Origin of the sequence: Pedobacter sp. BG31 (genome assembly GCF_042464845.1) — a bacterium.
GTDB lineage: Bacteria > Bacteroidota > Bacteroidia > Sphingobacteriales > Sphingobacteriaceae > Pedobacter > Pedobacter suwonensis.
The window spans coordinates 37442-49986 of record NZ_JBHNZK010000013.1; the positions used below are offsets into that span (position 1 = coordinate 37442).

The 12545-nt window shown below is 39.6% G+C and carries 10 protein-coding genes; 1 reads left to right on the forward strand and 9 read right to left on the reverse strand.

All coding sequences use genetic code 11. The annotated features are described in order from the left end of the window. Positions 1–16 precede the first annotated feature (16 nt). The 9 genes from ACFE6N_RS15590 to sucD all read right to left on the reverse strand — a co-directional run bounded on the left by ACFE6N_RS15590 (position 17) and on the right by sucD (position 10812). Entirely contained in the window at positions 17–397 is a 381-nt protein-coding gene (locus ACFE6N_RS15590; protein ID WP_378937917.1) for a hypothetical protein, read from the reverse strand. Between the two features lie 183 nt (positions 398–580). Continuing rightward, positions 581–2545, reverse strand: coding sequence for an SPFH domain-containing protein (locus tag ACFE6N_RS15595; RefSeq protein WP_378937919.1), 1965 nt, complete (start codon positions 2543–2545; stop codon positions 581–583). Positions 2546–3016: 471 nt separating this feature from the next. Beyond that, the gene (locus ACFE6N_RS15600) at positions 3017–3238 is read right to left on the reverse strand and encodes a cysteine-rich CWC family protein (protein ID WP_378937921.1); all 222 of its coding nucleotides are present in this window, start codon (positions 3236–3238) and stop codon (positions 3017–3019) included. Positions 3239–3372: 134 nt separating this feature from the next. Next, on the reverse strand, positions 3373–4425 hold the full coding sequence (locus tag ACFE6N_RS15605) for a ParA family protein (RefSeq protein WP_378937923.1): 1053 nt from the start codon (positions 4423–4425) through the stop codon (positions 3373–3375). A gap of 48 nt (positions 4426–4473) precedes the next feature. Beyond that, the gene (locus tag ACFE6N_RS15610; protein WP_378937926.1) at positions 4474–6858 is read right to left on the reverse strand and encodes a ribonucleoside-diphosphate reductase subunit alpha; all 2385 of its coding nucleotides are present in this window, start codon (positions 6856–6858) and stop codon (positions 4474–4476) included. A gap of 160 nt (positions 6859–7018) precedes the next feature. Then, positions 7019–7990, reverse strand: a complete 972-nt coding sequence (locus ACFE6N_RS15615) for a ribonucleoside-diphosphate reductase small subunit (RefSeq protein ID WP_090771670.1) — start codon at positions 7988–7990, stop codon at positions 7019–7021. Positions 7991–8444: 454 nt separating this feature from the next. Beyond that, positions 8445–8825, reverse strand: coding sequence for a septal ring lytic transglycosylase RlpA family protein (locus ACFE6N_RS15620; RefSeq protein ID WP_378937928.1), 381 nt, complete (start codon positions 8823–8825; stop codon positions 8445–8447). A 143-nt stretch (positions 8826–8968) separates the two neighbouring features. Then, the gene (locus tag ACFE6N_RS15625) at positions 8969–9472 is read right to left on the reverse strand and encodes a methionine-R-sulfoxide reductase (RefSeq protein ID WP_378937930.1); all 504 of its coding nucleotides are present in this window, start codon (positions 9470–9472) and stop codon (positions 8969–8971) included. Between the two features lie 467 nt (positions 9473–9939). Next, entirely contained in the window at positions 9940–10812 is an 873-nt protein-coding gene (gene sucD, locus ACFE6N_RS15630) for a succinate--CoA ligase subunit alpha (RefSeq protein WP_090984694.1), read from the reverse strand. A 1152-nt stretch (positions 10813–11964) separates the two neighbouring features. Between sucD and ACFE6N_RS15635 the strand changes: the two genes are divergently transcribed. Continuing rightward, positions 11965–12396 carry a cupin domain-containing protein gene (locus tag ACFE6N_RS15635; protein WP_378937933.1) on the forward strand — a complete coding sequence of 144 codons (432 nt, stop codon included), beginning with the start codon at positions 11965–11967 and terminating at the stop codon, positions 12394–12396. Positions 12397–12545 lie beyond the last annotated feature (149 nt).

A 12545-nucleotide genomic window follows, 5' to 3' on the forward strand; every position in this document is an offset into this window, starting at 1 on the left:
ATTTGAACAATAAATTTTAAGCTATGGCAATGGGTGGGCGAAACAGGCTTCCGAAAGCAGGATTACTATAAGAATTGGTGTAACTGAAAGCTTTCCTGGTATGTATATTCAGGCATACTGCTTTTAGTAAAATAAATTTTTCTGCCGGAACACCGATTGAAATGATATGATGACCATCAATCTTTTTGAAAGGAAGTTTCATATCCTCTTCATCATCATGATCATCCAGGTCATGCCCGAAGTAATGCATTTCAAGAAAGTCCATAAAACTGATTTCAGCATTGAGCTGATGGTGTTGTAAAAAGTGAAGAACAAGTTGAGGTGCCTTTATTACTTCGCGAACGGAGGTATTAAAAATGAGTACCGGGAAAAGTAGCAGGAGGACAACTTTATTCACCTTGCAAAGATAGTAAAGGTTTCAAAATAATTCAAACCTGCGCGTTTATCAGATCTGTTACTTACCGAAAAAGAACGGTAATTAAGCCGGTATTTAAAAAATGTGTCCAAAATGCTCAGAAATCGATATCAAAAAAAGCAGATGAACATTTTTAGTACTGTTCACCTGCTTTTTTAAAATTGTTTAGGGATTGATATTATCCTTTTTCGGCTTCGTTTTGGTTTCTACAATTTCGGCAACCGCAACCACTTCCTTACGTTTTTCAGGATCCATTAACTCCATTAGTTTTAACCCTAATAAACCATCCATTGCTGAACCGCCCGCACTGGCATTTCCACCAATCAATACATCCGGGATCAGTTTCACATTGCCTTTGGATAACTCTTCAGTAATTTTGTAACGGGTAAAGTTTTCGCCTCCCAAAGCTTTAACAGCAAGTTCGTAAGCCTCTGCTGTAGATTTACCTACCGCTAAAATTTTACCTGCTTCAGCGCTACCGGTTAACGAAATCTGTTCTGCTTCTGCTGATGCCCGTAACTTAATTGCTTCAGAATCGGCTTGTGCACGTGCTTTCGTAGCCTCAGCTTCAGCATGAGCACGCATTTTGGTAGCCTCAGCCTCTGCTCCTACCGCTAGTTTTACTCCCGCTGCATCACCTTCCGATTTTTTCACTGTTGCACTTGCGGTACGTTCCGCAATCTCCACACTTTGCTGTGCCTTCACAATATCTTTTTGCATATCGGCAATGGCAGTTTCTTTCTCCATTCCCTGGCGGGTTTCCTGTGCTTGTTTTTGAGTTTCGTATGTCACTTTTTGCTCCTCCGCAATTTTACGGTCGGTTAGAGTTTTCATTAGCGATTCTGGTGGAACAATATCACCAATCAAAGTATCAACCGCATTTACGTTATATTCATCAAGTACCTTACGGATATGCTCTTTTGCCGATTCCTGACGTTCTTTACGGGTACTTAAGAAAGCAATTACATCGCTGCCCTGCGCCGAGTTACGAAAATAGTTACCAATAGTAGGCTCCAAAACCTGCGAAACCAGATTCACCATGTTTCCAAAACGGGCAATCACTTTTGGTGCTTCAGTAGTGGGTACATGGATAATCTGTGCCACATCCAGGTTAAACGGGAAACCATCTTTGGAGCGCACGGTTATAGTTGATAGATTTTTATCCAGGTTATGTGCTTCACTACGTGCCGATGCCCAGTTGAGTACCAGATTAGTTGTAGGAACCAGCTCTACCTTCATAATGTATTTGTTAATGGGATATTTTCCTGGTCCAAGCGGTTCCAGCCAAACGCCTTTGGATCCTTTAGCTACAATATTACCATGTTTAAAATCAGCACCAGTTAAATCATCACCTTCTTTACCAATAAACGAAATCACCACGCCTACATACCCTATGGCAATCTCAGTCATGGGAATTTCTTCTAACTGGATAGCCCAGGGGTTTAAGTTGTACGAACCTGCCAGAATTACCTGTGGTTGCAGCCCGCGATTACCACCATGCCTTATAAAAGCATCAAAATCCTGAAAATTATTGTGGCCTTCTACCAGTTTACCCGCAATCTGGTTAGCTTCGATTGGTAAACCATCCAGCGTAGTTACAATTCCCACCATACTTTCCTGAATGCGGACCATATCGGTAACGGAAACCTGAAACAACATGGTATTGATCCGGTACGAACCGGAAGTAATGTAAGCGGTTTGCCTCCCCCGCTGACCACCGTTTTCGAGGAACTTTACGGCATCCTGAAAATTATCAGACTCTACTTTTTGCCCCAGGATATTGCCCGTTGGGATTTCGGCCCCGTCTTTAGCCATAATAAGTCCGATTTTCCCTTCAGGGATGATGGTAAATTGCTCCATGCTTACACTGTACTGCCAAAACCACATCCCGAAATATAAGCCCGGCGCCAAAGTTTTTCCCTGGAAACCAGCCTCGCCTTTAATCGCGATAATACGTCCGTCCGGTAATTCCCTTGCCGATCCAAAGAGCACAAATTTTTTGGTAATCAACCCGATCCTGTCTTCAGGTACGATGACCATACCGAATAGGAAACGTAAAATATATTTGTATAAAACGATACACAACAGTGCCACTAAAACCCACCAGTAATTAGAAATGAGCGCTTCCATAATCTTTTATATTTTTCTTTTTTTTAAGCCTGATAAACCATTTATCAGGTGCGATATGGATATCAAATGATGTGCTTTATTATCATTTTCAGCGCTTAATTTGAAACTATTTTTTATCGCTTTTAAGGCCTCAAAAACGACTCAGGATCCATTGAGTGCAAAATGTCATCTGCAGATGAGATTTCCTGGAATAAGCTGACCGAACGCTTATAATGAGCAAAATCCGGGCATTTTGATTTGTACAAATAGCCACAGAAATTTTAAATGTATAAATTACAATTAATGCGAAAAATATGTACTTTTTTTAGACCTAAGAAGCCGACCTAACCGCAGGACAATGCTCATAAAGCTGGACAATGCAAACAATATGGATATTAGTTAACCGAACGCGTTTTTGGGACAACTTTATCAATGCGTTGGTGTGTAGCTACAGATCAGTATATAAATTGGAAAGCAACAATTAATTAAAACTTATACCCCTATTGCTTCTCTGTATTCCTGTTGCAGTTCGAACAGGCATTTGGCACAAAGGCAGCCATCGTAGAGTTCGGAGATATACTGTACTTCGTTAATGCTGAGTTGCACCACACTGCACTGGCATTTAGTATAGGAATTTGCCTTGCATTCAATAGCGCTTCCGCATCTTTCGCAGGGAATGATTTCGTGTTTGCTATGTTTCAAGGTTGAAGGCATAAGGAGTAAGGTTTAAGGTGAAACCTATTGTAATACAAAAATATAAACAAAAAATAAGGTTTTGAGCGTTTGCCCAAAACCTTACTTAAATTAGATAGTAATATGAAAAACTAAAATTTTCGGAATATAGCTTTTTAAAGTTTTTGAACTAATTCCTCTATAGTACTTTTACATAATTCCCTTTGCTCTTTAGCAACTTGGATCACCTCTCCATACACTTCATAAGTATGTTTATCCATTTTACTTAATGGTAACCCTTGATTTGCCGCAACGACTCCTGCACTATTAAAATCTCTCAATTCTATACTATAACTTGCTTCAAAGTCTGCAATATTATGTATTTGGTGATCAGTAGCTTCAAATTTATCAGGGTTTTTAATAAACTCATCATACATCTTATTCAATGCTTCATTTGATAATGCTTTAAATGCGTGGGCTGCACCTTTCTTTTGTGTAAAACGATTTCCAAGTAAATAAGTAATTTTTGGAAGCGGTAATTTATGGGCTTTTGCTTTAGATGCAAATGTATACTTACCATATACAGGATGCTCCACAGATGTTCCCCAGATCAAATTAAATAATCCAGTTATAGCAAAAATAGACGAATCATCAGCATTTATTGGAACTAATAAGCTACTTCCACCGACAATTGCAATTTGAGTATAAATAGAAAAACTTGGGTTTGTATCTATAAAATAAACACAATCTCGGCCTTCATTTAACTTCTTTTTAGTTAAATTTCTTACTATTGAGTGTATTTTAACCCATGGATCATCTCTTACAGAAAGTGGTGTTGCATCAGCTCTTTCCGAAAGTAATGGAGCAATTAATTCAAGATTGCCATCTCCAGCAATTAAATAAATATTTTCTGAGAGGTTAGAATTAACTGTACTAAGCTTAGTTATATATTTATTAATATCAGCGTCACCTAGTAAGGTTGCTTCAGTCAGATAGCCTACTATAGACTGAGGCTCTTCTTTTGAAATTAAATCTTGTAGCTTTTTTTCACTATCCTTCCCTCCTCCCATTAGCATTGAAGATGAGTTTGCCTGGGGACACATGTCTACAACAATAATATCTTTATCAGGATTGAGTTCAGCGTATACCGATGCAATATGAAACGTAATAGTGCTTTTTCCAACACCACCTTTATTATTCCACATTACATAGCTTTTATTTTCAGACATCGTAGTTTGTTTAAATTTTTAACATTATTATATTAACTATAAACCAGACTAGCCTGAACAACTGATACAACCTTCTTCCATTGAACAAACTGGCCCGTCAACGATTTCTTCTGCCACCTGATCTTGTGGGATTTGAGCAGGAATAACGGCTTCAATTGCTTTACCACCCTGGTTTTCTACTGTAAATTTAACCGCTTGCGAAGCTGCTTGTGTACGTAGATAATACATACCGGTTTTTAAACCTTTCTCCCATGCGTAGAAGTGCATTGAAGTTAATTTTGATGTATTTGGTGCATTTACGAACAAGTTTAACGATTGCGACTGACAGATATAAGCACCACGGTCGGCAGCCATATCGATGATGTTACGCATTTTGATTTCCCAAACGGTTTTATACAATTCTTTGATGTAATCTGGAATGGTATCGATAGCCTGGATTGAACCATTAGCCAATATGATCTGATTTTTCATATCGTTGTTCCATAAACCTAAGGCTACCAAATCTTTCAATAAGTGTTTGTTTACCACTACGAACTCTCCGCTTAATACACGACGGGTGTAAATATTAGAAGTATAAGGTTCGAAACACTCGTTGTTACCTAAAATCTGCGAAGTAGATGCAGTTGGCATCGGAGCAACCAATAATGAGTTGTACACACCATCTTTAACTACTTTTTCGCGCAATGTATCCCAATCCCAACGGCCGCTATCTGGCTTTACGTTCCACAGATCGAACTGGAATTTACCTTCAGATAATGGTGAACCTTTAAACGTTTGGTAAGGACCATGTTTTACTGCTAAATCGTGCGAAGCCGACATCGAAGCAAAATAAATGGTTTCGAAGATATCTTTGTTTAAACGTTTAGCCTCATCGCTTTCGAAAGGTAAACGCAACAGGATAAAGGCATCAGCCAGACCTTGCACCCCTAAACCAACCGGACGATGGCGCATGTTGGAGTTTTCGGCTTCCTGAACAGGATAATAGTTGTGATCGATGATCTTATTCAGGTTTAAAGTAGCCTGATAAGTTACATCATATAACTTTTGGTGATCAAAAGCACCGTTGATTACAAAACGAGGCAATGCCAATGAAGCTAAGTTACAAACCGCAACCTCATCTTTAGAAGTATACTCGATAATTTCCGTACACAGGTTAGAACTTTTAATGGTACCTAAGTTCTGTTGGTTAGATTTGCTGTTCGCGGCATCTTTAAACAACATGTAAGGTGTACCGGTTTCGATCTGAGAATCTAATATAGCAAACCAAAGTTCCTGTGCTTTAATGGTTTTACGGCCACGGCCCTCGGCTTCATATTTAGTATACAATTCTTCAAATTCCTTACCGAAACAATCTGCCAAACCTGGTGCTTCGTGCGGACAGAATAAGGTCCAGGTACCATTATCCTTAACACGTTGCATAAACAAATCGTTGATCCACAGGGCATAGAACAAATCGCGCGCCCGCATTTCTTCTTTACCGTGGTTTTTACGTAAATCTAAAAATTCGAAAACATCCGCATGCCAAGGCTCCAGATAAATCGCAAAAGCACCTTTACGTTTACCTCCACCCTGATCTACATAACGGGCGGTATCGTTAAATACACGTAACATTGGAATGATTCCGTTACTGGTACCATTTGTACCGCCAATGTATGAACCGGTAGCACGGATGTTGTGGATGCTTAAGCCGATACCACCTGCACTTTGCGAAATTTTAGCAGTTTGCTTTAAGGTATCGTAAATGCCTTCGATGCTGTCATCCTGCATGGTTAACAGGAAACATGAAGACATTTGAGGTTTTGGTGTGGCCGCGTTGAACAACGTTGGTGTTGCATGTGTAAACCAACGCTCGCTCATTAAATTATAGGTTTTAATAGCGCTTTCGATATCTTCTTTGTGGATACCAACCGAAACACGCATAAACAAATGCTGAGGGCGCTCCACAATCTGACCGTTAACTTTTAACAGGTACGATTTTTCGAGAGTTTTAAAACCAAAATAATCGAAACCGAAATCGCGGTCGTAAATGATCGAACTATCTAAAATATCCTTGTTTTTTTCAATGATCTCATAAATATCGTCAGCGATAAGAGGAGCCTCTTTCTGCGCTTTCGGGTCGAAATATTCGTACAACATCTTCATCGTACCCGAGAATGACTTGGTGGTGTTTTTATGTAAATTGGAAACCGCAATGCGTGAGGCCAGCAAAGCATAGTCAGGATGTTTGGTGGTTAACGAGGCAGCAGTTTCTGCAGCAAGGTTGTCCAACTCCGACGTGGTTACCCCATCGTATAAACCTTCAATTACCTTTTTGGCAACGTCAATCGGATCAACAAGATCTGAATTTAAACCATAGCAAAGTTTTTGAATACGCGCTGTGATTTTGTCAAATTGCACCGGTTCTTTCCGGCCATCTCTTTTTAGTACGAACATATTTTATGAGATTTAAGTTTTGTATTAGATAGCTTGTATCAAGTATCAAGACTTGATGATCGCTTTATATTTTTGTAATTTAATTAATTGGTATTAAGTAATGAGTATCAGGTATCGAGATTACAACAACCTTCCACCCTCAACCTTCTAACCTTCCACCTTAGAAGTCTTCATCTAAAGAAAACGCCTGTGCTTTGTTATCTGCAGCAGTTAACACACCGCTTTTCTGATAATCGCCAACACGTTTTTCGAAGAAGTTGGTTTTACCCTGCAACGAAATCATTTCCATAAAATCGAAAGGATTCGTTGCATTGTATATTTTTTTGTAACCTAATTCCTGTAACCATCTGTCGGCTACAAACTCGATATACTGGCTCATTAATTTTGCATTCATGCCAATCAGGGCAACCGGCAATGCATCGGTAATAAATTCTTTTTCAATCTCAACTGCATCGCTGATAATGCCATGCACTTGTTCTTCACTCAATTTATTGCTCAACATGCTGTACAACAAGCAGGCAAATTCGCAGTGAGAACCTTCATCTCTTGAAATCAACTCGTTACTGAATGTTAAGCCCGGCATTAAACCACGTTTCTTCAACCAGAAAATTGAACAGAAACTACCGCTGAAGAAAATACCTTCAACCGCAGCAAAAGCTACTAAACGCTCAGCAAAGGTTCCGTTATCAATCCAACGTAACGCCCATTCGGCCTTTCTTTTTACTGCCGGAACAGTATCGATGGCATGGAACAAACGATCCTTTTCTTCCGGATCTTTAATGTAGGTATCGATTAATAAAGCGTAGGTTTCTGAATGGATATTTTCCATCATAATCTGGAAGCCATAAAAACAGCGCGCTTCCGGAATCTGAACTTCGCTCATGAAATTTACTGCAAGATTTTCGTTTACAATACCGTCACTGGCTGCAAAAAAGGCTAAAATATGAGATATGAAATGCCTTTCACCGTCATTAAGGTTCTCCCAATGCTTCAGGTCATCAGAAAGGTCGATTTCTTCGGCGGTCCAAAAACTGGCTTCCGTTCTTTTATACATCTCCCAAACTTTCGGATACTTAATCGGCAAAAGCACAAACCTGTCTTTGTTTTCTTGTAGTAATAATTCCTGTTCCATACGCTGATGTTTTTAAATCTTATTTTTTTCAGAGCCGACGAAGACATGCATCCATCAGTTTTAATATGATGATTGTAATGTCTTGATCAAAACGCTGCTGTGAAAGTGTTAACCCTATTGCCTGGCAAACAACTGAGTTTTTAGTTGCGAAAATTTAGAATGGTAATCTGAGAGATCTACTTATAATTAACTAAAAACTAAGCTTTTATATTTGTTTCCAAACGCAAGAAGTTAAAGAACTTTGTTATAACAAATATATATACGGGGGCTATTTTTTGTGAACCAAAGTTGTTAACACACCATCCAATTGCTGGGGAAAAACGATCAGCCTAATATCATTTTCAAGCAAAAAAAAAGCTAATTGTTTCTTTTAAAGGCTTTAACAAACGAAAATGAGTGTTAATAACTTAAATTTTAGGGGTATTTTGAGCTGTAAATAGAGCTAAAAGGAGTATTATTCAACTGTATAACTGAGTTCTACTTTACCTATGCCTTTGCGATAAATACCTATCTGTTTTGCAGCACGTTCAGACAAATCTATAGCCAATCTTTTAGAGAAAGGGCCACGGTCATTTACCTTAACTACTACAGATTTTCCGTTATCCGGATTGGTTACTTTAACCATGGTGCCGAATGGCAGGGTACGATGTGCAGCTGTTAGTTTTTTCGACCGGTACTTGGCGCCGCTGGTGGTTCGGTGCCCTTCGAATTTTCTGTGGTAATAAGTCGCGAGAACTGTTTTTTTGATACGATCCGGTTCATTTGATGAACCAGAACTTTGTGCTTTACCTTGTAAAAACAGGAAACAAAAACTTAATAACAGCAGATACTTCATAGGCTAAATTTTCTTTATCGAGCCAGCAAATATAAGCATTTAGTTTATAATCAATAATTTGTGGAAAAACAGTCCATTTTTGTGCATTAAAAAGGCGTAAAGCTTATTGCCTTACGCCTCTACCTAACCCATCTACATCCACCTTATTTTTGATCCGGCACAAAGTTCATGGAAATCGAATTTACGCAATGACGGGTGTCTTTATTGGTAAATCCCTCGCCCAAAAACACGTGACCCAGATGCGCACCACAATTGGCGCAAACAATTTCTGTACGTAAGCCGTCGGCATCCGGAATACGCTTAACAGCGCCTTTAATTTCATCATCAAAAGCAGGCCAGCCACAATGGGCATCGAACTTACTTTCTGAGCGGTATAGCGGGGCGTTACAACGTTTACACGTATAAGTTCCTTTATCTGTAGTATGTTCATATTTACCTGTACCAGGATATTCGGTACCCTTATGTACAATTACCCTTTCTTCTTCGGGCGTTAATGGATTCCAGTTCATCTTTTTCTTGGGTATAATTTGTGTCGCTTCTTTTGCCTGTTTTGTTTCTTTCTTATCCTGCTTTTGTGCGCAGGCAGATAGCCCTGTAGTTAAAACAACAGCAGAAAGCAAAAATAGTTTATTTAACATCGTTTTCATACCTCAATATACGCTATAGATATTGTTTTGGTTTGCTGGTTTAAAGGTTTGAATTAGTGTTTACCTCACCCTGACAAAGTTTGATGCTTATCATCTTCGGTGCTGTCCCTCTCCTAAAGGAAAGGGAAACAAAATGAAGTGGTTTTAACCGGAAGCTAAACTTAACCAAAGGCATTAAGATTCCTGCCTGCGCAGGAATGACGAAGTGAAACCAAAAAAGAATAATAAAGTCCAACTTTGTGTTCTTTACACCTTTGGTGATAAAAACCAATCTTTGCGAATTTTGCGGTTAAAAATGAGACCTACTAAAGCCTCCTACTTCTCTGTGCCAACCTCTGTACACTCAGTGGTTAATAAAACAAAAAACTTTGCGTGCTTTGCGTCTTCTCTTTGCCTTCTTTGCGGTCAAAAACAAAAAGCGTCCCGAACTTAATCGAAACGCTTTTCTATAACGAGATTTTTAAATCTTACTTTGCCAATTCTTCTGCCATCGCAGCACCGATTTCAGCAGGACTTTCCACTACACGGATACCACACTCGCGCATGATTTTCATTTTTGCAGCTGCAGTATCGTCGGCACCACCAACAATAGCACCAGCGTGGCCCATTCTACGTCCCGGAGGCGCAGTCTGACCAGCGATAAAACCAACAACAGGTTTAGTTCCGTTTTCTTTGATCCAACGTGCAGCTTCAGCTTCCATTCCACCGCCAATTTCACCAATCATGATGATACCATGCGTTTCAGGATCGTTCATTAATAATTTTACTGCTTCTACGGTTGGGGTTCCGATAATCGGATCACCACCAATACCAATCGCAGTAGTAATGCCTAAACCAGCTTTAACCACCTGATCTACTGCTTCGTAAGTTAAGGTTCCTGATTTAGAAACCACACCTACATGACCTTTTTTGAAGATAAAACCTGGCATGATACCAATTTTGGCTTCATCAGCGGTAATTACACCAGGGCAGTTAGGACCAATAAGCGTTACGTCACGATCTGCAATATATTCTTTAACCTGAATCATATCCTTTGTAGGGATACCTTCGGTAATACAAACAATAACTTTAATACCGCCTTCAGCAGCTTCCATAATGGCATCAGCAGCAAAAGCCGGCGGTACAAAAATGATCGATACATTTGCACCTGTTTGATCAACGGCATCTTTAACAGTATTAAAAACAGGCTTTTCTAAATGTAATTGCCCACCTTTGCCAGGTGTTACACCACCAACTACGTTTGTACCATAGGCCAGCATCTGCTCAGCGTGGTAAGTTCCTTCGTTTCCGGTAAAACCCTGAACGATAACCTTAGAATCTTTATTTACTAAAACGCTCATGTATCAATATTTTTTTGTGCAAAGCTAATATTATTGAACTGGAATTCAAATCTAAAACCATATTATTTAGTCCGTTTTTTCAGTAAAATGTAAGGAAATGGTTTTAAGCTGAAAGGGGAAAGATTAAAGCTAAAAGCCTAAAGCAAATCAACGATTGTCTTACTGTCATAAAAAAGATGCTATCCGGTTATCAACATCAACCGCAGCCTCCGATTTCTTCTATCGGAGTCACGGTGTGGGGCAAGGTTAGCGACCGAAGAACCACAAATCGCTCATTTAGAAAAAAATATTGGTTCTTTGATTAGGAAATGAGCAGTCCCGTTCTTTTGGAGGGCTTCAGCCCCGCTCCCGTTCCTGCTCCGATGAAAATCCTATAGTGTGGACACATCTTTTTTAAGAATGGTATAGGGGTTTTGCTAACCAACTTTAATAAAGCACGGATTTTAGCTAAGGACGCTGTCAATCCCAGGAGCCGGGAAATCAAAAAAACAGTAGCAGTCCAGATAAACTTGCACTAGCAAACCTGAAACGCAGTGGTTTTGTGTTCATGAGGATGGATTTAATTTTTTAAAAAAAATTGAACACAAACCCCGTAGGGCTCAATCAGACCAAAGAAAACATAAGCAATAACTGATTAAACGAAGTGCCGCTGTTTTTTTGATGTGCATGGAATTGTGCAAAAGGCTCATTGCTGGATTGACGAAGCGCTTTGGGTACTTTGGCGCTCCAAAGTATCATGCCCCGCGGCATAGAGCGGAAGAAAAATACCGTAATTAATTGTGTCCACACGGTAGGATGAAAATCGGGAGCATCCACTAAGATCGGGTTTAATAACAAAGGCCAGGTGCTTTTTGGCAACATATCCCGAAGCAGCCCCCTCGGTAATAAACCTGACAGCAGCGAACACGTAGTGCAACGGAGTAAAGCGGATGGCAGGACTAAAGACAGCCAAGAATTACTGCACGTCCGTTTCCAAATTAAAAAAAATATGCTTAGGGTAAGGGACGATGAACAGTCACAAAAACCGGGGCCACTCCGATCACGTTTAGTAACAAGTTTAAGTGATATTGGCTACAATAGGACAAAACATTTAAATTTACCTTAAAGACTAAAAGCGGAAAGATAAGCTTAAGCCAATAACCTACATAAAAAATGAACCACAAGAGTTACCGGACATTAGCCGTACTATTTTTTATCCTCTTTGTTTCAATTGCCGCGAAGGCTCAAACAACTGATACCAGTAAATACATTTTGCAAAATGATACTGAGGTAGCTAAGGAAGAAACAGGAACCCACAATGGCGGAGGTAAAACCATAGGCTTTAACTTTTTCTCCAATGCCAAAAATCTGAAAACAGCCTTTAGGAAAAGAATCCTGAAACCGGGCTCATCGATTGGTTACCACCTGCAAAAGGAGGATGAAATTTATTATGTGATCAGCGGACAAGGAACCATGCAAATGAACGGAAAAACTTTTGCCGTTAAACCTGGCGATGCCATTTTAACCCGTCCGGGCAGTTCACATGGGATTGCACCCGATGCAGGCAACGACCTAACCATTTTGATTGTTTATGAAAAAAAATGATTGGCAGTTTTCAGTTGGCTGTTTACAGTTGGCTGCTTACAGGCAGTTTAGTAAGCAGTTAATGAAGTAATTACAAAAAAATGCCGAATGATGATATCCACTCGGCATTACTATACCATCTGATTGGATTATGCACCCAAAACTAACAA

What these genes read in the sequence shown, in the direction of transcription:
- ACFE6N_RS15595 (WP_378937919.1), bottom strand. Translation starts at nt 2,545, where the DNA reads ATGGAAGCGCTCATTTCTAATTACTGGTGGGTTTTAGTGGCACTGTTG.
- ACFE6N_RS15600 (WP_378937921.1), bottom strand. Translation starts at nt 3,238, where the DNA reads ATGCCTTCAACCTTGAAACATAGCAAACACGAAATCATTCCCTGCGAA.
- ACFE6N_RS15605 (WP_378937923.1), bottom strand. Translation starts at nt 4,425, where the DNA reads ATGTCTGAAAATAAAAGCTATGTAATGTGGAATAATAAAGGTGGTGTT.
- ACFE6N_RS15610 (WP_378937926.1), bottom strand. Translation starts at nt 6,858, where the DNA reads ATGTTCGTACTAAAAAGAGATGGCCGGAAAGAACCGGTGCAATTTGAC.
- ACFE6N_RS15615 (WP_090771670.1), bottom strand. Translation starts at nt 7,990, where the DNA reads ATGGAACAGGAATTATTACTACAAGAAAACAAAGACAGGTTTGTGCTT.
- ACFE6N_RS15620 (WP_378937928.1), bottom strand. Translation starts at nt 8,825, where the DNA reads ATGAAGTATCTGCTGTTATTAAGTTTTTGTTTCCTGTTTTTACAAGGT.
- ACFE6N_RS15625 (WP_378937930.1), bottom strand. Translation starts at nt 9,472, where the DNA reads ATGAAAACGATGTTAAATAAACTATTTTTGCTTTCTGCTGTTGTTTTA.
- sucD (WP_090984694.1), bottom strand. Translation starts at nt 10,812, where the DNA reads ATGAGCGTTTTAGTAAATAAAGATTCTAAGGTTATCGTTCAGGGTTTT.
- ACFE6N_RS15635 (WP_378937933.1), top strand. Translation starts at nt 11,965, where the DNA reads ATGAACCACAAGAGTTACCGGACATTAGCCGTACTATTTTTTATCCTC.